This is a genomic window from Pyxidicoccus sp. M6 (genome assembly GCF_055568925.1).
This window is the reverse complement of the sequence record NZ_CM145714.1, coordinates 11,724,703-11,747,168: the sequence shown is the minus strand read 5'-3', so window position 1 is coordinate 11,747,168 and position 22,466 is coordinate 11,724,703. Positions and strand designations below refer to the sequence as shown.

Genomic DNA, 22,466 nt, shown 5'->3' with positions numbered 1-22,466 from the left:
CGGTCCCCGCGCGATTGCCGCCCATCAGCCACACCGCTGGGCCAGGCCGGAGGTGGACGTGCAGGGCTTCGGCGGCGGCGGGCGTCGCGGGGGCGTCTGGGGACCTCCTGAGATGGGCCATGCGTAGGGGCCCATGGCGACGGAGTCGCAGAACGCTCCGGCCACCAGGGTGCCGTTCGGCCCCGTCTTCAGCCCCAGCTTGTCCTCCGAGTCGAGGGCCCGAAGCTTTGCCTCCACGCCCCGGCAGTGGTCCTGGTAGGGCTTCGTGAGGAACCCGAAGCTGACGCGGCTGCAGTCACAGTCGGGCCCGCGAGCGACCTCGCCCTCACTGTCGCCAGCGGACGCGAAGAGCAGCCCCAGACCGATGGCGAGCACGAGCACTCCCGCGACGAGCACCGCCGGGCTGGCCACCGCCGCGAGCAGGGCACGGGGCAGCACCGCCGCCACCGCCCGGCCCAGCAGCGCACCGGCGGGACGCAGGACGGTTCCCACCGCTCCCAGCGCCCGGCCGACCACGGCGGCAACAGGCCGGACCACGGGGCCCGCCGCTCCGGCGACTCGTGCTCCCACCGCCACCACCGGACGGACGCCTGGAATCCGGAGCGCGATGTTTCCGACGTGCGTCGCGGCCCGCCCGACCACCGAACCCGCCCGAGCCAACCACTGGCCCACGAGGCCGGCCCGTGAGGCCACCATGCGCGCGCTGTTCTCCGCCAGCCGGACCGCGCGCTCGGCCTGGCTCGCGAGGCGCCAGGACAGGGGAGGGCGCGCGCCGCCAGCGGCCTGCCGCAGCCCTCCGACTCGACGGAACATGCGTCCCAGTCGCGAGGCGTCCGCGGGGGGCGAACGCCGGACGTGACGCCGCAGCTCGCGAAGCTGACGCGCCAGCTCCCGGCGCCGCTCCAGCACCTCCTCCGACTCCTGCCAGAGCTCCCGGAACACGCGCGGGTTGCGTGCAATCTCCTGCTCGAGCGCGGCCGCTTCCTCCGCGAGGTGGGTGGTCTCCAGCACCCGCATCCCCGCTCGCATCAGCTCGTCCATGTCCTGCTCCCTTTGTGTTCTCAGGACACGAACGCGTGAGCGCGCAAAAGGGTTTTGCGCGTCGTGCGGAAGGCCGTGCGGTTACAGGGCCGTTACATGCGCCAGGGCCCGTACGCCCCGGCGTCAGTCCCTGGCGTCCCGTGCCGCGGTGGAATTCGCCGCGCGCTGTGCCGGGAGCTCGATGATGAAGCGAGCGCCCACGCCACTCTGACCTTCGGCTCGGATGTTTCCTCCGTGCCGCTGGATGACGTTCAACACCGTCGCCAGTCCCAACCCGGTGCCGGCATAGCCCGAGGCGGAGGGAAGCCGGACGAAGGGCTCGAAGAGCTTCGGCGCGGAACGAGGGTCGAAGCCGATGCCATTGTCCTCGATGACGAGCGACGCGGGCGTCGGGCCTCGGGTCACCGTGACGCGAGCACCAGGCCGGCCCGCGACGAACTTCCACGCGTTCTCGAGCAGGTTCGTCAGCGCGACGCGCATCAGGCCTTCGTCGACGGTGAAGAGCAGCCCCGGCTCCACCCGGGTCTCCACGGCGGACGAGGCATGCCGGGCCCGGATGGAGCGGATGATGTCCTCGCTGACGGCCGACAAATCCGTGGGACGCGGAGCGAGTCCTCCCACCTTGGCGAAATGGAGGCGGATGAGGCTCTCCGTGATGTCGGTCATGCGGTCAGCCGCGGTCCGGATGTCCTGGACGGCCTCGCCATGCGCACTCGGCAGCGGCTCGCTGCCCAGCCAGTTCGAGGTGCTCCGGACGACCTGGATGAGGTTTCGAAGGTCGTGAGCCACCGTCGCGGCGAAGGCCTGGAGCTGGGTATTGGCCGCTCGCAGCTCGACGGTGCGCTCCGCCACCTGACGCTCCAGCGAGCGGCGCAGGGCGATGTTCTGGAGGCAGGACGCAACCACGGCGGCGAGCGAGTCGAGCCGGGCGAGCTGGTCGGACGTGGGCTCGAAGCGCAGCTGCCAGTAGGCGCCGATGGCCGCCGACACGTCGCCCTGTCCCACCGGCACCATCGCCAGGCTCTTCACGAAGGTCGGGGCGTAGGCCTCCACGGGCACGCGCGGGTCGGCGAACACGTCGGGGATGACGGCCCATTGGCCATGCTTCATGCACCAGCCGCTGACGCATTCCGCCGCGGGAAAGCGGCGCCCCTTGAACAGCGGGCCAATCGCGTCCTCGTCGACATAGAAGCACTCGTCCCCATCACGAATGACGAAGGTGACGCCGTCGCAGCCCACCCACTTGCGGGCAGCGCGACGAATGACGGCGATGACGTCCGCGTCCGTCTCCGCGTTGCCCAGCTCACGTGCGATTTGCGCGAACTCCATCCACTCTCCCGCCTTCGAGGGATGCCGGCATCAGGCGACTCGGCAATGCCAGACACCTGCCACGTCGAGCACGGATGCATACGAATGGACCCGGGTGGCGTGCTCTTTGATTGGCATACCAGCAATCTCGCCGGGAACGGAATGGGCGAGGGGAGGAGCCCACCCCAGACGTCCAGTGCTCCCAACTCGGAGGGAGGGCGCCGGCTGGGGTCATTCTCTTGTCATGGGGTCGAGCGCACCCCTCTCCTGCCCCCTGGTACTCGCACCGGGCACGGCTCCCGCGTGACGCGGCCGCACCCCGACGGCTACTTCCGCAGCAGCGTGCCCTCGAAGAAGAACGCGAGGCACGCGGCGAGAATCAGCCACGTCCACAGCGGCACGGCCGGCTTGTCCGCGTCACCACTGGACGCCTTCACCGTGTCCTCGCCGAAGTACGCGGTGAGGGTGTCCTGCGGCACGCGGCCCAAATCGCTCTCCGCCGGGTCCAGCGTGGCGGCGAAGGACAGCGCGGGCACCACCTTGCCGTCCGAGCCCAGCACCGAGTACGCGCCCGGCTCCGTCACCGGGCCCGCCACCAGCGAGCCGTCCGGCTGCTCCTTCACCTGCACCTCGCTGCCATCCGGCGCGCGCACCGCGGTGACTTTCTGCGTGCCCTCGGGCCGCAGCGTCGCGCCTTCGCCGACGCGCACCTTGATTTCCTCGCGCTCCTCCAGCGAGCCCGTGAGGTACGCCGCGAAGCGCTGCATCAGCGGCAGGAATGAGGTGCGAATCGCGAAGTCGCTCCAGTCGCGGTCCACCGTGCTGGTGAAGAGCGCCACGCGCCCCTTCCCCTTGCGCATCACCGCCACCGCCGGCGCGCCGTCCTCGTACGTGGCCAGCACCTGGCTCGCGCCCGGAGAGCCGGGGTTGTCCGCCTCCAGCAGCATGTACTTGAAGAAGCGCGCCCCGATGAGGCCCTCCTCCGCGCGCCCCGTGAAGGGCGAGAAGAGGACGTGCTCCACGGACACCTTCGCCAGCCGTGCCGTCTTCGTGTCCGCGTCCGGGTCCTCGCGCTCGGCGCTGGTGCGCACGAGGCGCAGCGGGCGGGGCAGCACCGCGCTCAGCCGCTCGTTGTACTCCTCCGTGTTCACCCGGTCGCCCATGCTGATGAACAGGCCACCGCCGTTCTCCACGAACTCCGCCAGCCGCCGCGCGTCCTCCGCGCCCGGCGCCGCCACGTTGAGCAGCAGCACCAGGTCATACGCGGAGAAGTCCTCGCGCAGCCCCACCTCGGCGTCGCGCGTGGCCACCTCCACCGGCGAGCCCGGCGCGGTGAGGGCCGCGTCCACGAAGAAGGCCTCGTCGCGGTAGCGCGTCGCATGCGGCGCCCCGTTAACCACCAGCGCCTTCAGCGCGCGCGGCACCGGCAGCACGAAGGCGCGCTTGTCGTCCTCGGCCAGCGAGTCCGGCGCCAGCGACACCTGACCCACCACCGTGCCGCCCTGCGGGAAGCGCACCGTCAGCGTCTTCTGCGTGGTGCCGCCCGCGGGCACGTCCACGAAGCCCTTGGCCAGCGTCTGCTCGCCCACGCGCACCGCCGCCTCCAGGTCCTTGACGGCTTCAGCGCCGAAGTTGCGCACCGTGAAGGTGAACTGGAACGCGCGAGGCCCCGCCTGCAGCGCGGGCTCCACCTTGAGGTCGACGATGGCGTGGTTGTTCAGCACGTCCCGGCCGTTGGCCGCGTCGCGCAGCACCACCTCGGGCTTCACCTGCGTGCCCGTGGGGCCCTTCACCGTGGGCGGCGGGGCCTCCAGCCGGAACGCGCCGGCCGTCATGTCGGAGACCACCACCAGCCGCTTGCCCGGCATGGGGTTCTCCTCCAGCGACCGCGCCGCCATGTCCATGCAGCGCGACAGGTCCGCCGTGCCGTACGTCGGCTTCGCCTCGTCCACCATGCCGCGCAGCCGGCCCCTGTCGAAGCCGGGCGGCGGCGGCGCGGCCGGAGACTCCGTGCACACCAGCACCGTGGCGGGCTCCTCGGGGAGCAAGTCCTTCAGCGCGTCACGCGCCTCGTCCCGGCCGCGCTCGAAGAGCGACGTGCCGTCCGACCAGCGCATGGACAGCGACGCGTCCAGGATGATGGCCGTGGCGGCGGGGCCCTTCACCACCTGCGCGGCGGCCGCGTCCCGGCGCAACTCCGGCCGAGCGAGCGCCACCGGAATGGCGAGCAGGATGAGCGTGCGCAGCGCGTACAGGAGCAGGCGCTTGAGCTTGAGGCGGCTGGCGGTGCGCTTCTGGCTGCGCAGCACGAAGGCCAGCGGGCCGAAGGGGTGCGGACGCGGGCGGCGCCGGTCGAACAGGTGCACCAGCAGGGGGATGAGGGCGCCCAGCGCGCCCAGGAGCATCCACGGATTGCCGAACGTCACCCGCGCCTCCCGCGCCGCGCGAGGTAGCGCAGCAGCACGTCGTCCAGCTTCTCGTCGGTGCGCACCAGCTCGTAGTCCACGTCCGCCTCGGCGCACGCGGCCTTGGTACTGGCGAGGAAGGCGTTGAACTCCTCCAGGTAGCTCTCCTTGATTTCGCGCGGGTTCACCTCGATGCGGCCCTCGCCCTCCATGTCGAGGAAGAGCGTGGGGTCATCGAAGGGGAACGTCAGCTCCGCCGGGTCCACGAGGTGGAACACGGACACGTCGTTCTTCCGCTGCCGCAGCGCGAGGATGCGCTTGAGCGCGTCCTGCTTCTCGTCGAGCAAGTCGCTGAGGACGATGACGGTGGAGCGGCGCGGCAGCACCTCCACCAGGTGGTCCGCGGCACTGCCGATGTCCGTGGTGCCGTTGGCCTGTGTGGACTCCAGCGTGTCGAGCAGCGTGTTGAGGTGGCCCGCGGACGCGCGCGGCGGCACGTCGCGCCACTTGCCGCCCGTCATCAGCGCGAGCCCCGCCGCGTCCTGCTGGCGCACCAGCAAGTAGCAGAGCGCGCCGGCCAGCGTGTTGGCCACGTCCAGCTTGCTGAGCGCGCCGCTGCGGTAACCCATGGAGGCGGACGCATCCACCACCATGACGGCGCGCAGGTTCGTCTCGTGCTCGAAGCGCTTGACGTAGTACTTGTCGAACTTGCCGTACGCCTTCCAGTCGAGGTGGCGCAGCTCGTCGCCGGGGGCGTACTCCTTGTGCTCGGCGAACTCCACGCTCTGCCCCTGATGGGGGCTCTTGTGGAGGCCGGACAGCACGCCCTCCATCACCGCGCGAGCGCGCAGTTTGACTCCACGGAGGCGGGCCAGCGTCTGGGCGTCGAGCAGCATGCCGTGCGCGCGCCTAGCCCTTCACCACCGCGAGGAGCTGGTCGATGAGCTTCACGGACGTAATGCCCTCGCTCTCCGCGGTGAAGTTGGGCAGCACGCGGTGACGGAGGACGGGACGCGCCAGCGCGCGCACGTCCTCGACGGTGGCCACGAAGCGGCCGTTGAGGATGGCGCGCGCCTTGGCGGCGACCACCAGGTACTGGCTCGCGCGAGGCCCCGCGCCCCAGGATGCATTCTTGGCGATGAAGTCCGGCGCGCCCGGCTCCTTGGGCCGCGTGTGGCGCACCAGCTCCACGGCGTAGCGCACCACGTGGTCCGGCACGGGCACGCGGCGCACCAGGTCCTGCAGGGCGAGGATGCGCTCGGGCGAGAGAATCTTCTCCAGCTTCGGCTGCGGACCGCCGGTGGTGCTCTTGACGATTTGCACCTCCTCCTCGGCGGTGGGGTAGCCCACGTCCACCAGGAACATGAAGCGGTCCAACTGCGCCTCGGGCAGCGGGTAGGTGCCCTCCTGCTCGATGGGGTTCTGCGTGGCGAAGACGAGGAACGGGAGGTCGAGCGGGTACGTGCGACCGCCGGCGGTGACGCGGTACTCCTGCATGGCCTGGAGGAGCGCGGCCTGCGTCTTGGGCGGGGTGCGGTTCACCTCGTCCGCGAGGATGATGTTCGCGAAGAGGGGGCCCTGGAGGAAGCGGAAGGTGCGCCGGCCGGTGGTGCGGTCCTCCTCGAGGATGTCCGTGCCGGTGATGTCCGACGGCATCAGGTCCGGGGTGAACTGGATGCGGTTGAACGAGAGGTTGAGGACGTCCGCCAGGGTGGAGATGAGCAGCGTCTTGGCGAGGCCGGGCACGCCGACGAAGAGGCAGTGGCCGCGAGCGAAGAGCGAGATGAGCAGGTGCTCCACCACTTCGCGCTGGCCGACGACGCGCTTCTCGATTTGGGCAACGATGGCGTTGCGGGCCTGGGCAAGCTCCTCGACGGCGCGGAGGTCGTCGCTCGAGGCGTCGGGCACGGGGAGTGGGGCGGGGGCGGCGCTTTCCATGGAAGGGTTCTCTTAATTCGCGGGCGGCGCAGGGACCAACGGTTTCCGTCACCCAAGTGGCCGAGGCGTGCTCTGGCAACCGTTGGAGCGTAGACCTATTCCTCTGCCGTACATTCCTGCACGTCGGGGTACAGGCTGTCTGCTACCTGCGTCTCCCTGCATGCCCTCCGGGCATGTCCCGGCAGACCCGGGGGCGGGGGAATGCCGCTTCCAGGACACGCTGCTTACGTTCCCGAGGCCCTGCTGCCGGTGGGAGGGAGCGGCAGGTTCCTTGGAGTGCACATGCGGTCAGAGCGAGTGGGCAACCGGTGGCTGGGGCTGCTTCCCGTGGCACTGCTGTGGATGGGGTGTGGCGGGAGCGCCGAGGCGACCCCGGCGGAGGGTGGGCAGGCGCTCCCGGGCGAGGCCTCGGAGGGAGCGGGCCCGGCCCCGGAGCGGCCCATCCCGTCCCGGGAGCTCTGGAGCCAGGCCATGGGCGTTCCCCAGGATGACAGCGGTACGGGCGTGGCGGTGGGGCGGGATGGGGACGTGGTGCTCGGGGTGTCGAGCACACCGCGCTCGGATGAGGACCGTGAGTCGGTGGCGGGGGAGAGGCTGGCGCTCACGGTGGCGCGGTATGCGGCGGACGGAGCGGTGCGGTGGGCTCGCGAGTACCCGCGCAACCGGCTCTCCGGCACGCGCGTGGCGGCGTCTCCCGGGAGCGATGGGGCGGTGTTCCTCACGGGCAATGCGTTCCTGTACCCGGCGGACTTCGGGCTGGGCGAGGCGCAGGACGGATTCCTGGTGAAGTTCTCCGCCGAGGGACGGCCAGCATGGCAGCGGCGCGTGGGGCAGAAGGCACACGCGGTGGCGGCGGACGCGGCGGGCGGGGTGGCGGTGGCGGGCGAGGAGTGGACGGCCGAGGCGCATGACCCGGTGCTGGCGCTCTACGGAGCAGACGGCGGCGTGCGGTGGACGCGGCGTTTCGAGGGCGTGCAGGAGGGGACGGAGCTGCACGCGGTGGCGGTGAGTCCGGCGGGGCTGACGGTGCTCGCGGGGCCGCTTTCGGGCACGGTGGAGGTGGATGGGCGGACGTTCGGGACGCCGAACGTGCGCGGCATCGTGGTGCTCGCGTTCGATGGGGAGGGGCGGCTGGCGTGGGGGAGGGAGGTGCCGGGCGCGAAGGGGCGGGTGACGTCGGTGGCGGCGGGGCCGGATGGGGCGGTGACGGTGGGAGGCGACTTCACGGGGCTGATGGTGTGGGGCGAGGCGTCGCTCGGGAGCTCGGGGCCGTATGTCTTTACCGCGGGGCCGGATGGGCGGGAGCGCTGGTTGAAACAGCCGGCGTGTGGCCCGGTGACGGAGGTGGGGCCGGCGGTGGCGGTGGATGGTGAGGGCACGGTGGCGGTGGCGTGCGGCAGCGTGCTCACGCGGTACGGTGCGGATGGCTCGTGGTGGGATGAGCAGCAGCTTCCGGTGGCTCGGTGCCAGGGTGGGGAGTGCTCGCTCGCGGCGACGGGGATGGCGGTGGTGCCCGGGAAGGGGCTCGCCGTCACCGGGTGGCAGCGTGACGGCGCGGGAGATTCGTGGAACCAGGATGCGTTCCTGCGGGTCGTGGTGCCGTAGGGTCGTCGCCCGGCGCTGCAAGTCCCCCTTGCGCCCTGCCCGCAGGCGGTTCCAGGGTGACGCCCATGCCCCGCTGGTTCAACACCGCTGGTCCCTGCGTCGCAGCCGACCACTACATGCTGCCGGCGCTGCGGCGTCTTCCCGAGCTGCGCCCCCTTATTGAACAGCAGGGGTACTTCGTCGTTCGTGCGCCCAGGCAGACGGGAAAGACGACTGCACTGCGCTCGCTCGCCCGGGAGCTGACAGCGGAGGGCCGGTACGTCGCGGTGCACGTGTCCATGGAGATGGGCAATCCCTTTCCCCAGGACGTCGGCACGGCCGAGCTCGCGGTGCTGCAGGAGTGGCGGAGTGATGCAATTCATCAGCTTCCGGCCGAGCTTCAGCCTCCGTCGTTTCCGGATGCTCCTCCAGGCAGTCGTATCAGCGCGGCGCTCACGGCCTGGGCCGAGGCTGCTTCGCGGCCCCTGGTCGTCTTCCTCGATGAAATCGACGCGCTGCGAGACCTGACGCTGCTCAGCGTGCTGAGGCAGTTGCGCAGCGGCTATCCCCGGCGCCCGGACTACTTCCCCTCTTCGATGGCGCTCATCGGCCTGCGGGACGTGCGCGACTACAAGGTCGCCGCTGAAGACCGCGAGCACCTGGGCACCGCGAGCCCCTTCAACATCAAGGTGCGCTCTCTCACCCTGCGCAACTTCACCGCCGACGAAGTCGCCGAGCTCTACATCCAGCACACCGCCGACACCGGTCAGCGCTTCGAGCCCGAGGCGCTCTCTCTGGCATTCGAGTCCACACAGGGACAGCCATGGCTCGTCAACGCCCTGGCCAAGGTGGCCGTGGAGGAACTGGTCCCCGACCGCTCCCAGCCCATCCGTCGTGAGGACATCGAGCGCGCCCGGTCGGTGCTGATTGCCCGCCGAGAGACACACCTGGACAGCCTCACCGACAAGCTGCGCGAGCCCCGGGTCCGCGCCATCCTTGAGCCCGTGCTGGCCGGTACCTTCGCCGGAGGCGGTGACATGTACCAGGATGATCTCCAGTACACCCGCGACCTGGGGCTGTGTGCTCCGGACGACCCGGTGCGCGTGGCGAACCCCATCTACCAGGAGCTGATTGCCCGGGTGCTGGCGGGCAATGCAGAGCCCAAGGTGGTCGTCGCCCCGAGGAGCTTCGTCCTGTCGGATGGCCGATTCGACTTCGACCGGATGCTGCGCGAGTTCGCCGACTTCTGGCGCGAGCACGGAGAGGTGCTGGCGGCGGGGATGACGTACCACGAGGTGGCTCCCCAGCTCGTGCTCATGGCCTTCCTCCAACGCGTGGTCAATGGCGGCGGCCAGGTGGACCGGGAATACGGCGTGGGGCGCGGGCGCATCGACCTGCTGGTGCGCTGGCCCTACGAGGAGAACGGCCAGCGCCGGCTGCAACGCCACGCCCTGGAGCTGCAGGTCTGGCGTGAAGGAGAGAAGGACCCGCTGGCCAAGGGCCTCGCTCAGCTCGATGAGTACCTGGAGCGGCTGGGATTGGATGAGGGCGTGCTCGTCATCTTCGACCGTCGTCCAGAGGCGGGAGGTACGGAGACGCGGACCCGCTTCGAGCAGGCGCGGTCTCCCTCCGGACGCAAGGTGACCGTGCTCCGGGCGTGAGCGTACAGTGCGCGCCCATGTCCGCTCCTGCCGCTGACGTCCTGCTGGAGGTGGAGGGTGCCGTCGCCACCCTCACCCTGAATGACACCGCTCGCCGCAACGTGATGACTCCCGAGTTGGGGGATGCGCTGCGGGCCCGCGTGGAATCGCTTCGTGAGCGCCGTGACGTGCGCGCTGTCGTGCTCACCGGTGCGGGTGGCTCGTTCTCCGCCGGAGGCGACTTGAAGATGCTGGAGCGGCTGCGCAAGGCCTCGTTCGAGGAGGCCCGCACGTTCATGCTCGACTTCTACGCGCGCTACCTGAGCGTGTTGGATTTGCCCATGCCCACCGTGGCCGCGGTGGATGGGCCCGCCATCGGCGCGGGTCTGTGCGTGGCGCTCGCGTGTGACGTGTGCGTCGTCGGCGAGGACTCGAAGCTCGCGCTCAACTTCGTGCAGCTCGGGCTGCATCCCGGCATGGGTGCGACGTACTTCGCGCCCTGGCGCGCCGGAGCGCAGGCCGCGGCGGAGCTGCTGCTCACGGGCCGCCGCTTCGATGGCAAGGAGGCCGTGCGCCTCGGGCTCGCTCTGGAGGCGGCGCCTGCGGGCACCGTGCTCGCGCGGGCCCGGGCGCTGGCCACGCAGATTGCCGGCAATGCGCCGCTGGCCACTCGCGCGCTCAAGCAGCGGCTGGCTCCGGACCGCGCCGCGCTGCGGACCGCGCTGGAGGAAGAGGCCCGCTTCCAGGCGGAGAGCTACGGCAGCGCGGACCTCGGTGAAGGGCTCACGGCCGCGGCGGAGCGCAGGGCCCCCGTCTTCCAGGGGCGCTGACTCCAGGGCCGCGCATCAGTACACGTTGTACTTCTTGCGCAGCGCCTCGTGCTCGTCCGCGTTGCGCGAGGGGTGCAGCTTCTTCTCGGCGTCGTGGAGGTAGTACCAGAAGTCGCTCGGCTTCGGCGTCATGGCTGCCTGGAGCGAGGCGACGGTGGGCGCGCCGATGGGGCTCGGAGGCAGGCCCTTGTTGTGGCGGGTGTTGTACGGGTCCGTCGTGTCGCGCAGTCGCTTCAGGAAGGCGATGCGGTCATTCCACTGCGCGAGCTCGTAGCGCGACGTCGCGTCCACGCCGAGCGGGAAGCCCTTGTCCACGCGCTTCCAGAGGATGCCCGCCACCAGCGGGCGCTGCTCGGGGAGCGGCTCCTCGCGCTCCAGCATGGAGGCCATGATGACCACCTCGTGCAGCGTGCGGCCGCTCTTGGTGAGCGCGGCGCGGTTGGGCGTGTAGAAGCGCTCGGCGAACATGTCGAGCTGGCGCTGGATGAGGCCGTGCACGTCCACCTTGCCCGGGACGATGCCGTACGTCTCCGGGTAGAGGTAGCCTTCCAGCGTGCCCACAGTGGGAAGGGGGAAGGGCGCGGTGAAGTTGCTCGGCTTGCTCGCCTCGGCGACGTACGCACCGGCGGTGATGAAGCCCGCAGCCGCGAGCGCCGCGTCCGTGTCGCGCAGGCGCCAGCCCTCGACGACGACGAAGGGCACGTCTTCGGGGATGGGATTGCCCTCGAGCGCGGCGGACAGCTCCGCCACGGTCATGGAGGGGCTGACCTCATGCCGTCCGGCCTTGGGCGAGAAGGCGCCGCGGCGGAACAGGTGCCAGCGCCAGATTTTCGGGTCTCGGATGAGCCCCTGGTTGGCGAGCAGCGTGCCCAGGCCGCGCCCCGTCGTTCCCTTGGGGACGGTGAACTCCACGGAGGGGGCGCCGGGGGGCGCCATGGTGCTCTGCACCTGACCTTCGGCCCAGAGGAAGGCACCGGTGCCGCCGATGGCCAGCAGTACGACGACCACGCAAAGAAAGAGGACGAGACGCTTCATCGCGGCGCAGGGTAACACCGGCCTCCCGCTTCGCAGTGTTTCGTGTCACCGGATGTCCGGTCCCGGGCGCTGGACAGGCGGGAGGGCGGGCGTCGCCGGGCGTTCTGTTGATGCTGCATCGATGAGAGCGCACTCCTGGCCGGGCGTCAGTGCGGCTAGACTCTCCTCATGGCCACGGTCGACGAACTCTTCCATCAGGCGCTTCAGCTCACTTCGGAGGAGCGTACCCGACTTGCGCATGAGCTGCTGCTCAGCGTGGACGGCGAGCCGATGGTGGACGCGGGCGCCGAGCAGGAGTGGGACCTTGAGATTGCCCGCCGCGCGCGTGGGGTCCTCGATGGCACGACCCGGACTGTGTCTTGGTCCGAGGTGCAGGCCCGGCTCGCTGCCCGTCAATCGCGCACGCGCTGATGCCAGTCCGTCTTGAACTCGACCCGGAGGCGGCCCGGGAGGTGGAGGCCATCTTCGATTGGTATGAGCAGCGTCAGCCCGGCCCTCGGCGCGGACTTCGCCGCGCAGCTCGACCAGGAACTGGCGCAGCTCAGCGAAAGCCCTCGCCTGGCGCCGCCATGGAAGGGCCCCGCGGGGCAGCAGTTGGGCGTCCGTGTGGCCGTCATGCGGCGCATTCCCTTCGTGCTGCCGTATCTGGCACGCGAGGAGTGGGTCGTCGTGCTCGCGGTGGCCCATGTCCGCAAGCGTCCCGGGTATTGGCTCCGCCGGCTGATGCGGCATCCTCAGCCCTGAAGGCGTTCAAGGCCCCTGGAGCTTCGCGACCTCGTCCAGGAGCGTGAGGCTCCGTCGGCCAGCTTCCGTCAGCCCATAGTGGTTCCGGCCCCAGCGCGCTTCCCGCCGGGACGTGATGAGCCCTGCCTCCTCCAGCGCCCGCATCTGCCGCGTCAGACTGTGCGCCGAGGCGCCTGTCAGCCGCTTGAGCGCGTTGAAGTGCACCTCGCCGTGCTCCAGCGCCTTGAGGATTTCCGCTCGGAAGCGCCCGGACAGGAGCGAGAGCCTCCGCTCGACGATGCACACCCCATCCTCTCCCTTCGGCATCGAGCCTCCGCGTCACCTGGTTCCATCCGTGTAACTCCTTTCGCCGCCCTCCGGAATCACGCACCGTGTCCGGACACCTCTTGCCACGGAGCCCCCGATGCCGGACGTCCGACAGCCCGCCGACATGAATGAAGCCTTCGCCTCTGCCTTCAACTCGGGACGCATCGAAGCGTTGATGGCGCTCTACGAGCCTGACGCCCTCCTCATGGGCCAGGGCGACGTGCGAAGGCACGGACACGAATCCATCCGCGCCGAGCTGCAAGGACTGCTCGCGTTGGGCGGAAGCATGCAGGCCACCAACCTCTACGCTCTCACCGCCGGAGACGTGGCCCTGCTCAGCGCCGAGTTCCGGCTCGAAGCCCGCGCTCCTGACGGCTCTCCGCTCGTCATCGAGGGACGCACCGCCGAAGTGGTGCGCCGTCAGCCGGACGGACGATGGCTCTACGTCATCGACCACCCGATGGGCGCCCGGCTCGGGCGCTGAAGCTCCTACGCCGCCGCGGGCGTACCCAGCTTCAAATCCCTGTTCAGCCCCGCGTCCTTGCTCACGCGCCAGATTTTCTGGTCCAGGTAGTAGTGGTGCAGGGCGAAGCCCCAGATGAAGCCACCCATCAAGTCCCGCAGCGTCAGCCCCGCGCCCAGCGGCACCTGCATGTCGAAGCCACCGCAGCCCGGGTGCGCGCCGAAGCCGCAGCCCAGCCCCCGGTACAGCAGCGTGAACAGGACGCCGCACACCGCGTAGATGATGAAGCGCTGGCTCACCTTCGGCGCCAGCCCGAAGGGCTTCGGGTCCACTCCCGCCGCGTGGTAGCGGTTGCGGTGATAGAACCAGACCACGCCGTGGTACTGCACGTTGTGGAACGCCGTCACCGTCACGGCGAACATGACGAAGTCCATCCGCGCCGACACCGACGGCCAGAACACCACCGCCGTCAGCCCCAGCGCCGCGCCCATCATCAACAGCTTCGGCCCGTTCACCCGCTGCCCCGCACGCCACCGCACCCCCTGCCGCACGGCGTGGAGCACCACCAGCGCCAGCACCAGCGAGAAGCACGCTCCCGCCAGCACCGGCTCCCACGTGGGCTCGCCCGTCAGTCCCAGCTGCTTGCGCGCCGTCGGGTGCGTCACCGCGAACGCCACGAAGGGCGCCAGCAGCCCCGTGTACAGCGTCACGCTGTCCAGCTTCCGGTCCACCGGCGACGACTCGCCGCCCTTGCGCTGGTACAGCACCATGATGCCGTAGTGCTGCCGCACCACGTGCCAGTACGCCCACAGCGAGGAGAGCGTCAGGAACACCACGAAGGGCACCTTCGTCCCCAGCAGCACCGACGCGCCGAACAGCAGCGGCCCCGCCGCGAACCAGCCCAGGCTCCCCAACAGCAGCCGACGCCGCGTCTGCCACTCGCGCGCGTCCAGGTACGTGCGCGACACCGTCGCGAACAGGTGCGGTCCGTCCAGCGCCAGCACCCACGCCCACCAGAGCACCAGGCTGCTGACCCCTCCCCAGACATGCAAGCAGACCAACGCGAAGCTCGCGGCGGCCCCGCCCACCGTGGAAATCAGGTCATGCCGCCGGTCGACGAGCCAGCCCGTGCGGGCCGGCGCCGAGGCGTCGAGGGTGCCAGCGCTCATCGAAAGACTCCTGCGAAGGCCATCACGATACAGGAAGGTACAGGTAGGTATCCGCGCACCTGATGTCGTCCAATCGCCGGGCGGCCAGCCGAGGGGTTAAAACCCTCTTGAGCGCGGCGTCCCATACCGCGATTGTCGTGCGTTATGGATCAAGGTCGGCGCACCACGGACCGCAAGGCAGTGGGTCTGTTGGTGAAGCTCAAGCATGAAACGGTGGGGAGCTTCGCTGAAGAGTTCGCCACCAACCTGAGCCCGGGTGGGATGTTCATCCGCTCGCGCACCCCGCAGCCCGTGGGGACACCCGTCAAGTTCGAGGTGCAGATCGCCGGAGGTGTCCGAGTCCTGCGTGGCTCCGCCACCGTGCGCTGGGTCCGCGAAGTCGGAGACCCCGCCGGGCCTCCAGGCATGGGGCTCCAGTTCCAGGAGCTCGACACCGCGAGCAAGGCGCTCGTGGACATGATGCTCCAGCAGCGCAAGCCGGACGCCGCCGCGTCCCTCACGCCGCTGCCTTCCATTGCCCCCAGCGTCGCTCCCTCCGTGGCTCCCGCCGTGGCTCCCATGGCGCCCCGCGCCGCTCCCGTGCAGGCGAAGCCGGCTCCCGTGCCCGCGGCCCCCGCGCGGCCCGCGGCTCCGGCTCCGCGCGCGGCGGGAGGCGTGGCGCTCGACTCGCTCTTCGATGACCTGGAGTCGTCGGGGGCCGCCACCCCGTCCCTCACGGACGAGCTGTTCGACTTCTCGCCGCCAGCCGCCGAGCGCACGCCCGCGCCGTTCCCCGCGCCTGTCGCCCTCACGCCGCCTCCGCCCGCCGCGGAGGACGACGTGGACATCCCGCTGGAAGAGCTCATCGCGAGCACGCCTCCGCCGCCCGTGCCTCCCGACGGAGACGAGCCGCTGCCCGGGTTCGACTTCGAGATGGAGGTCCCCATCACCGGCACGCCCGTGGCCACGGGCATGCTGCTCGACGAGGCGCCCATCGAGGTCGGCGTCACGGTGGAGGTCGAGCCGTCCTCCTCCGGCACTTCTTCCTCGAGCGGCGCGCTGGAGTTCGAGCTCGACCTCGGTGACGCCATGGAGGAGCCGCCTCGCGCCGCCGCGCCGCCGCCTCGCGCCGCGCCGGTGGCACCGCCGCCGCCTCCTCCCAAGCCGGCGGCCTCCACGAGCAGCATCGAGTTCGAGCTGGACTTCGGCGACGTCGTGGAAGAGACGCCCGCCGCGCCGCCTCCGCCTCCTCGCGCGGCCGCGCCGCAGCCTCCTCCTCCGCGTCCCGCCCCGGCTCCGGTGGCGCCGCCTCCGCCGCCTCCGGCGGCCCGCTCCGGTGGCAGCTTCGAGTTCGACCTGGACCTGACCGACGCCGTGGAGGAGGTCGCTCCCGTGGCGCCGCCGCCTCCGCCTCGCGCGGCCATGGCGGTTCCGCCTCCGGCTCCGGTGACTCCGCCTCCACCCCCGGCGGCCCGCTCCGGTGGCAGCTTCGAGTTCGACCTGGACCTGTCGGACGAAGGTGACTCGCTGGAGCTCGGCAGCCCCACGCCCGCTCCCGTCGCGAAGGCCCCCCCGGCGCCGCCCCGGCCCGTGGCGCCTCCGCCCGCGCCTCCGGTGGCCGCCGCGGCCGTGCGTCCTCCTCCCGCCGCGGCTCCGACGCCTCCGCCCGCGGCCCTGCCCAACGTGCGCCGCGAGGCTCCGCGCGCTCCCGAGCCCGTGGGCACGCCCACGCTGCTGTCGCCCGCCGCGGCGAAGCCGGCCGCCGCCCCCGCGCCCGCGCTGGATGAGCGCGGTCTGCCCAAGACGATATTCCTGCCGCCGCCTCCGCAAATCTCCGGCACGGGCCCCGTCATCGGCATCGACCTGGGCACCACCAACTCGTGCGTGGCGCTGCTCACCAACGGGCGTCCGCTCGTGCTGCGCTCGCGCGAGGGCTACAACACCATTCCCTCCGTCATCTCGCTCAACGCGCAGAACAAGCTGCTCGTCAGCCACCGCGCCAAGAATCAGCTCGTGCTGCGCCCGCAGCAGACCATCTACGGCGCGAAGCGACTGGTGGGCCGTCCCTACGACAGCGCCGTGGTGAACCAGGTCCGCGAGCGCTTCCACTACGAAATCGTCCCCGACGCCGCGGGCCGCGCCGCCGTGCGCCTGGGCGAGAACGTGCTGTCGCTGGAAGAGGTGCAGGCCATCATCCTCAAGGAGTGCAAGGAGATGGCCGAGGCGCACCTCAACCAGAAGGTGGAGCGCGCGGTGGTGACGGTGCCCGCGTACTACTCCGAGCCGCAGCGTGAAGCCGTCCGCAAGGCCGGCATCCTCGCCGGGCTCAAGGTGGAGCGCATTCTCAACGAGCCCACCTCGGCGGCGCTCGCCTACGGCCTCAACCGCGAGCTGAACAAGAAGGTCCTCGTCTACGACCTGGGCGGCGGTACCTTCGACGCGACGGTGCTCAAAATCGAGAAGAACGTCTTCGAGGTGCTCGGCACCGGCGGCGACATCTTCCTGGGCGGTATCGACTTCGACAACCTCATCGTCGACTTCCTCCTGGCCCGCTTCCAGGAGAAGGAGGGCCTCGCCTTCAACGGCGACGGCATCGCCCTGTCGCGCGTGAGCGACGCGGCCGAGCGCGCGAAGATGGCCCTCTCCGAGCGCGCCACCTTCGAGGTCCACATCCCCATGCTGATGATGGACGACTCGGGGCGGCCTCGGGATTTGCGCGTGGTGATGACGCGGCAGGAGCTGGAGAAGATTTGCGACCCGCTGCTCAGCCGCACCATCGACGTGGTGCGCGACGTGCTGCTGGACGCGAAGCTCAAGGCCTCCGAGGTGGACGACATCATCCTCGTGGGCGGCATGAGCCGCATGCCCCTGGTGCGCGACAAGCTCAAGGGCCTGTTCAACAAGGGCCCGCAGGCCAGCGTCAACGCGGACGAGGCGGTGGCCCTGGGCGCGGCGCTCTACTCGGGCTCGGTGGACAAGGTGAGCAGCGTGGTGCTCATCGACGTGCTGCCGATGACGGTGGGCGTGGCCATGCCCGGCGGCGCCTTCAAGCGCGTCATCGAGCGCAACAGCCCGCTGCCCGCGCAGCGCTCCTTCGCCATCAACACGACGAAGGACAACGAGGAGTTCCTCGAGCTGTCCATCTTCCAGGGCGAGGACAACCACATCTCCGCCAACGAGTACCTGGGCACGGTGCGAATCGAAGGCCTGCCCAGGGGCCCCAAGGGCTCGGTGCGCGTGGCCGTCACCATCAAGCTCGACTCCGAGTGCGTGCTGCACGTGGAGGCGCGCGAGTACTCCACGCGCAAGGAAGTGAAGGCCACGCTGGCCACGCGCTACTCGCCGGAGGAGCTGCAGAAGCAGCTCCAGGTGAGCAAGGAGTCGGTGAAGGCGGCGGAGGACCGGCGCGGCGCGGACCTCAAGCAGCGCGCCGGTGGCTTCTGGGGCTTCGTGAAGAAGGCGCTGGGCCGCAAGTAGCACTCGCGCGATGACGGCCACCGCGCCCCGATACATGACGCGGTTCAGGTGCCTCGCGGATGCCTGCGAGGACACCTGCTGCGCGGGGCTCGTCGTCACGGTGAGCGAGGCGCGGTGGACGCGCCTGCGGGCCGCGGTGGCGGGTGGGCCGGACGAAGCGCGGGTGGAGGCGTTCATCCGGCCGGACGAGGGAAGCGGCCCCGGCGAGGAAGCCGGCGTCATCGCCAAGCGCGAGGACGGGCACTGCGCGTTCCTGGACGAGCGCCAACTGTGCTCGCTGCACCGTGCGCACGGTGAGGCGGTGCTGCCGGATGCGTGCGCCACGTTCCCTCGAGTGAGTACGCGGTGGGGCGAGCGGCTGGAGGTGGTGGGCTCGCTCGCGTGTCCCGAGGTGGCGCGGCTGTGCCTGCTCGCGGAGGACGGCGTGGAGTGGGTGCCGGCTGCCGAGGACGTGGCGGTGCGTCCGGAGATTGCGCGGCGAATCGGTGGCGATGCGTGGACGGAGCACGCGGAGGCCGTGCGTGGCGTGGCGGTGCGGCTGCTGCAGCGAAGGGAGGTTCCGTTCGCCTCGCGGCTGTTCGCACTCGGGCAGCTCGCGCTGCGGCTGGATGGGGCCTACTTCCGGGGCACGCGGGCGTTTGACGCGGAGGCCGAGGCACTCCTTGCCGATGTGCTCCGCTCCTTCGACGCACCAGAGACGCTGACGGAGCTGCACGATGGCTTCTCCGCCATCGCGCTGCCAGGAGGCCCGTGGGCAGGTATCTGCGCCACGGTACTGAAGGCCCGCATGGGCTCCGTGCGCAGCGAGCGGTTCGGCGCCTTCGCTCGCGCGGTGCTCGCGTCCTACGGCGGCGCGGAGTCACCGGACGAGGTCTGGCGCATCCACGCCGAACGTCGCCAGCAATTGAATCCAGTCCTGGCCGACCGCGTGGAGCAGTACTTCCGCCACCACGCGGTGAATCACTGGCAGCGCCATCCCTTCACCGACGCACCCACGCTGCTGGACTACGTGTTCCGCCTGACGCTGCGCGCGTCCGTGCTGCGGTGGGCCCTGTTCGGTCACCCGACCGTGGTGTCCCTGTGCGAGAGCGGCACGGAGGACGCGGCGCGCCTGGACGCCGCCGCGGTGGAGTGCTTCCAGCTCATCGCCAAGCACGTGGAGCAGGCGCCGGAGCTGCACTCGCTCGCGCAGGGCCTGGCGGGGCAGGGCGGCGCGGAGACGCTGGGCCGCATGCTGGTGCTGCTCAAGGGGCTCTGAAGCTCAGCCCGACACGCCGAGCAGCTCACGCAGCTGCCGCAGCATTTCGATTTCCTCCGCGTGCACATGGCTGTCACTGGCCATGAGCGCCCGCGCCGCCTCGATGGCCGCGTTCGGATTCGCGCGCAGCACGCCCAGGTTCGGCGCGGGCAGCGGCTCGCCATTCTTCAGGCACCGCGTAAGCGCGGCCAGCTCCTCCAGCGGCACGCTCATGCCGCGCGCCGACGCCACGAGGTGCTGGATTTCCTCGTGGGTGATGCGCTCGTCGCTCGTCGCGACCTGGAGCAGCAGCTTGACGACCTCGATGTGGAACCGCGACTCGGAGCTCGGAGGAGTGGTCATCTCTCCCCCCACTCCTAAGCGACTTCCCGGGGACAGGAAAAGCCCCCGGGCCTGGGACGCCTCAGGGCGACGAGCGCGGCTTCGCTCCCAGCCGCTGCATGGCCTGCTTGAAGACGGAGTAGTCCTGCGCGCCCTGGAGCCCGAACTTGTCTCCGATGATGAACGTGGGCACCGCGTTGATGCCCCATTCATGTGCCTGGCGCACCGACTCCTCCACCGCGTCCTTGTAGCGGCCCTCTTCCACCGCGCGCTGCACCTCGTCCGGATTCAGCCCGGCCTCTTCGGCCGCGCCCCGGAGCGTGTCCCACTGCCAGAGGTCCTGGCCCGCGCTCCAGTAGCGCCGGAGGATGGCGGCGTTGAAGGCCTCCAGCTTCCCCTGCTCGCGTGCGTACTCCGCGGCCTGGTGGGCGCGCCGGGTGGAGGGAATGATTTCCCGCTCCACCATGGTCAGCCCCGCCGCGGCCGCGCGGCGTTTCAGGGGGTTGTTGGGGTCCTTCATCCGCTCGCGCACGTAGGCCGGTAGGGGCAGTCCCTCCGGTGGTGTCTCCGGGCGCAGGAAGAATGGACGCCAGTCCACCTGGACGTCGTACTCCTTCTTCAGCTTCTCGACCTCCACGAGGCCGACGTAACACCAGGGTCAGACGAAGTCGGACCAGACGCGGACGATGACGGGCTCGCTCATGCCCTGGCATCTAACACCCTCGCATTCCGCCGTCACCGCGACTTGGAGGCCGCGTCGCGTCACGCCCGGTCCAGGTGACTGGCGGTGGACAGCGCCCGGCCGAGCGGGCAGCGTCCACCCCCGAATGCACTCCCGCGTCTCACCCCCGGGGACGCGGGCCCACCAGGAGGAACACCTTGCCGCTGTCGCTTCTCGCGGCCCTGGCCCTTGGCGCCTCTCCGGCGCCGGCCCGGCCGTTCACCATTCAGGACCAGGTCATGATGCGCCGGCTGAGCAACCCGCGCGTCTCCCCGGACGGAAAGCAGATTGCCTACGTCCTGCGCACCACCGACATGGAGGCCAACCGCGGGCGCAATGACCTCTGGCTCATCAACCTCGAAGGCAACGAGGCCCCGCGCCAGCTCACCTCGCACCCGGACTCGGACTCGGAGCCCACCTGGGCGCCGGACGGCAAGAGCCTCTTCTTCCTCTCCTCGCGCGGCGGCTCCTCGCAGGTGTGGCGGCTGCCCATCGACGGCGGCGAGCCCACGCAGGTGACGAAGCTCCCGCTCGACGTGGGGGCCTTCCGCCTGTCCCCCGACGGCAGCCAGCTCGCCGTGGGCATGGAGGTGTTCCCCGACTGCGCCAACCTGGAGTGCACCACCCAGCGCGCCACGGAGCGCTCCAACAAGAAGAAGGCCTCCGGCCGTACCTACGACAAGCTCTTCGTCCGCCACTGGGACACGTGGAAGGAGGGCACGCGCTCGCACGTCTTCGTCGTCCCCGTGGCCGGCGGTACACCCGTGGACGTGATGAAGGGCATGGACGCGGACGGCCCCTCCAAGCCCTTCGGCGGCGCGGAGGAGTTCACCTTCACCCCGGACGGCAAGGGCGTCGTCTTCACCGCGCGCGACGCGGGCCGCACCGAGTCCTGGTCCACGGACCAGGACCTCTTCCTTGCCGCGGTGGACGGCAAGGCGAAGCCTCGCAAGCTCACCGAGAAGAACCGCGCCACCGACACCAGCCCCGTCTTCAGCCCGGATGGAAAGACGCTGGCGTACCTCGCCATGTCCCGCCCCGGCTACGAGGCGGACCGCTTCCGCGTCATCCTCCGCTCGTGGCCCGGCGGCCAGGAGCGCGAGCTCGCCGCCGACTGGGACCGCTCCGCCTCCGCGCTCGCGTGGAGCGCGGACGGCAAGACGCTCTACGCCGTCGCCAACCACATCGGCATCCAGCCCGTCTTCGCGCTCGACGTGGCCAGCGGGAAGGTGAGTCAGCTCACCAGGGACGGCACGGATGACACGCCGCAGCCCGCGGCCGGCGGCCGCGTCGTCTACGTGCATGACGACCTGGACTCGCCCGCGGACCTGTACGTCATGAACGCGGACGGCACCGGCACGCGCCAGCTCACGCAGGTGAACCAGGACGCGCTGGCCCGCATCCGCTTCGGCGCCTTCGAGCAGTTCGAGTTCCCCGGCTGGAACAACGAGACGGTGCGCGCCTGGGTGGTGAAGCCGGTGGACTTCGATGCGAAGCGCCAGTACCCGCTGGCCTTCCTCATCCACGGCGGCCCGCAGGGCTCGTTCGGCAATCACTTCCACTACCGGTGGAACCCGCAGGTGTACGCGGCCCGCGGCTACGTGGCCGTCATGGTCGACTTCCACGGCTCCACCGGCTACGGCCAGGCCTTCACCGACGCCATCCGCGACGACTGGGGTGGCAAGCCGCTGGAGGACCTGCAGAAGGGCCTCGCCGCCGCGCTGGAGCGCTACCCGTTCATCCACAAGCAGCGCCGCTGCGCGCTGGGCGCGAGCTACGGCGGGTACATGATCAACTGGATTGCCGGCAACTGGCCGGACGGCTTCCAGTGCCTCGTCAACCACGACGGCATCCTCGACGAGCGCATGGGCTACTTCGACACCGAGGAGCTGTGGTTCCCCGAGTGGGAGCACAAGGGCACGCCGTGGGACAACCCCGAGGGGTACGGCAAGCACAGCCCCATCAACTTCGTGAAGAACTGGAAGACGCCGATGATGGTGGTGCACGGCGGCCAGGACTTCCGCGTGGTGGAGACGCAGGGCCTCGCCACCTTCACCGCCCTGCAGCGCAAGGGCATTCCCTCGAAGCTGCTCTACTTCCCCGACGAGAACCACTGGGTGGTGAAGCCGGCCAACAGCGTGCAGTGGCACGAAGAGGTGCTGGCCTGGATTGACCAGTGGACGCGGAAGTAGCCGCGTGAGTCACGCCGCCGCCGGACAGGGCCGCGAAGTCGCGAGCGGCCCCGGC

Annotated in this window: 19 protein-coding genes; 9 read left to right on the top strand and 10 right to left on the bottom strand. The window is 70.5% G+C overall.

Annotation, left to right across the window (positions count from 1 at the left end; all coding sequences use genetic code 11):
- Positions 1-24: 24 nt before the first annotated feature.
- The 5 genes from ACVTJA_RS46200 to ACVTJA_RS46180 form a co-directional block, all read right to left on the bottom strand.
- Positions 25-1,041, bottom strand: a complete 1,017-nt coding sequence (locus tag ACVTJA_RS46200; RefSeq protein WP_465830447.1) for a hypothetical protein — start codon at positions 1,039-1,041, stop codon at positions 25-27.
- A 123-nt stretch (positions 1,042-1,164) separates the two neighbouring features.
- Positions 1,165-2,370, bottom strand: coding sequence for a sensor histidine kinase (locus ACVTJA_RS46195; protein WP_465830445.1), 1,206 nt, complete (start codon positions 2,368-2,370; stop codon positions 1,165-1,167).
- 305 nt (positions 2,371-2,675) lie between these two features.
- Positions 2,676-4,775 (bottom strand): BatA domain-containing protein, encoded by a 2,100-nt coding sequence (locus ACVTJA_RS46190; RefSeq protein WP_465830443.1) that lies wholly within the window; start codon positions 4,773-4,775, stop codon positions 2,676-2,678.
- A complete protein-coding gene (locus ACVTJA_RS46185) occupies positions 4,772-5,650 on the bottom strand; it encodes a DUF58 domain-containing protein (protein WP_465830441.1) in 879 nt (292 codons plus the stop codon). Before ACVTJA_RS46185 ends, ACVTJA_RS46190 begins: the two co-directional genes overlap by 4 nt.
- 13 nt (positions 5,651-5,663) lie before the next feature.
- A complete protein-coding gene (locus tag ACVTJA_RS46180; protein WP_465830440.1) occupies positions 5,664-6,692 on the bottom strand; it encodes an AAA family ATPase in 1,029 nt (342 codons plus the stop codon).
- Positions 6,693-6,974: 282 nt separating this feature from the next.
- Between ACVTJA_RS46180 and ACVTJA_RS46175 the strand changes: the two genes are divergently transcribed.
- The 3 genes from ACVTJA_RS46175 to ACVTJA_RS46165 all read left to right on the top strand — a co-directional run bounded on the left by ACVTJA_RS46175 (position 6,975) and on the right by ACVTJA_RS46165 (position 10,746).
- The gene (locus ACVTJA_RS46175; protein ID WP_465830438.1) at positions 6,975-8,297 is read left to right on the top strand and encodes a hypothetical protein; all 1,323 of its coding nucleotides are present in this window, start codon (positions 6,975-6,977) and stop codon (positions 8,295-8,297) included.
- Between the two features lie 65 nt (positions 8,298-8,362).
- On the top strand, positions 8,363-9,937 hold the full coding sequence (locus tag ACVTJA_RS46170) for a hypothetical protein (protein WP_465830436.1): 1,575 nt from the start codon (positions 8,363-8,365) through the stop codon (positions 9,935-9,937).
- Positions 9,938-9,954: 17 nt separating this feature from the next.
- Positions 9,955-10,746 carry an enoyl-CoA hydratase/isomerase family protein gene (locus tag ACVTJA_RS46165; protein ID WP_465830434.1) on the top strand — a complete coding sequence of 264 codons (792 nt, stop codon included), beginning with the start codon at positions 9,955-9,957 and terminating at the stop codon, positions 10,744-10,746.
- Between the two features lie 15 nt (positions 10,747-10,761).
- Here ACVTJA_RS46165 and mltG read toward each other — a convergent pair whose 3' ends face one another.
- Positions 10,762-11,781 carry an endolytic transglycosylase MltG gene (gene mltG, locus ACVTJA_RS46160; protein ID WP_465830432.1) on the bottom strand — a complete coding sequence of 340 codons (1,020 nt, stop codon included), beginning with the start codon at positions 11,779-11,781 and terminating at the stop codon, positions 10,762-10,764.
- A 168-nt stretch (positions 11,782-11,949) separates the two neighbouring features.
- On the opposite strand from mltG, the gene ACVTJA_RS46155 reads away from it, so the two are divergent.
- Both ACVTJA_RS46155 and ACVTJA_RS46150 read left to right on the top strand, forming a co-directional pair.
- Positions 11,950-12,192 carry an addiction module protein gene (locus ACVTJA_RS46155; protein ID WP_465830430.1) on the top strand — a complete coding sequence of 81 codons (243 nt, stop codon included), beginning with the start codon at positions 11,950-11,952 and terminating at the stop codon, positions 12,190-12,192.
- A 63-nt stretch (positions 12,193-12,255) separates the two neighbouring features.
- Positions 12,256-12,525 (top strand): hypothetical protein, encoded by a 270-nt coding sequence (locus ACVTJA_RS46150; RefSeq protein WP_465830428.1) that lies wholly within the window; start codon positions 12,256-12,258, stop codon positions 12,523-12,525.
- A gap of 6 nt (positions 12,526-12,531) precedes the next feature.
- On the opposite strand, the gene ACVTJA_RS46145 is transcribed toward ACVTJA_RS46150, so the two are convergent.
- On the bottom strand, positions 12,532-12,831 hold the full coding sequence (locus tag ACVTJA_RS46145) for a winged helix-turn-helix transcriptional regulator (RefSeq protein ID WP_465830426.1): 300 nt from the start codon (positions 12,829-12,831) through the stop codon (positions 12,532-12,534).
- A gap of 97 nt (positions 12,832-12,928) precedes the next feature.
- Between ACVTJA_RS46145 and ACVTJA_RS46140 the strand changes: the two genes are divergently transcribed.
- Positions 12,929-13,315 (top strand): YybH family protein, encoded by a 387-nt coding sequence (locus tag ACVTJA_RS46140; protein WP_465830424.1) that lies wholly within the window; start codon positions 12,929-12,931, stop codon positions 13,313-13,315.
- 5 nt (positions 13,316-13,320) lie between these two features.
- Here ACVTJA_RS46140 and ACVTJA_RS46135 read toward each other — a convergent pair whose 3' ends face one another.
- Entirely contained in the window at positions 13,321-14,463 is a 1,143-nt protein-coding gene (locus ACVTJA_RS46135; protein WP_465830422.1) for a hypothetical protein, read from the bottom strand.
- Between the two features lie 144 nt (positions 14,464-14,607).
- Here ACVTJA_RS46135 and ACVTJA_RS46130 point away from each other — a divergent pair, with 144 nt between their 5' ends.
- Together ACVTJA_RS46130 and fliB are read left to right on the top strand one after the other, a co-directional pair.
- Complete coding sequence (locus ACVTJA_RS46130) at positions 14,608-17,919, top strand: TIGR02266 family protein (protein WP_465830420.1); 3,312 nt, start codon at positions 14,608-14,610, stop codon at positions 17,917-17,919.
- A 10-nt stretch (positions 17,920-17,929) separates the two neighbouring features.
- Positions 17,930-19,177 carry a flagellin lysine-N-methylase gene (gene fliB, locus ACVTJA_RS46125; RefSeq protein WP_465830418.1) on the top strand — a complete coding sequence of 416 codons (1,248 nt, stop codon included), beginning with the start codon at positions 17,930-17,932 and terminating at the stop codon, positions 19,175-19,177.
- A 3-nt stretch (positions 19,178-19,180) separates the two neighbouring features.
- Here fliB and ACVTJA_RS46120 read toward each other — a convergent pair whose 3' ends face one another.
- Both ACVTJA_RS46120 and ACVTJA_RS46115 read right to left on the bottom strand, forming a co-directional pair.
- Positions 19,181-19,519: a tellurite resistance TerB family protein gene (locus ACVTJA_RS46120; RefSeq protein WP_465830416.1), complete on the bottom strand. Its 339-nt coding sequence runs from the start codon at positions 19,517-19,519 to the stop codon at positions 19,181-19,183.
- Positions 19,520-19,580: 61 nt separating this feature from the next.
- Entirely contained in the window at positions 19,581-20,135 is a 555-nt protein-coding gene (locus ACVTJA_RS46115; protein ID WP_465830414.1) for a DsbA family oxidoreductase, read from the bottom strand.
- Positions 20,136-20,377: 242 nt separating this feature from the next.
- On the opposite strand from ACVTJA_RS46115, the gene ACVTJA_RS46110 reads away from it, so the two are divergent.
- Positions 20,378-22,411, top strand: coding sequence for a S9 family peptidase (locus tag ACVTJA_RS46110; protein ID WP_465830412.1), 2,034 nt, complete (start codon positions 20,378-20,380; stop codon positions 22,409-22,411).
- Positions 22,412-22,466: the final 55 nt, after the last annotated feature.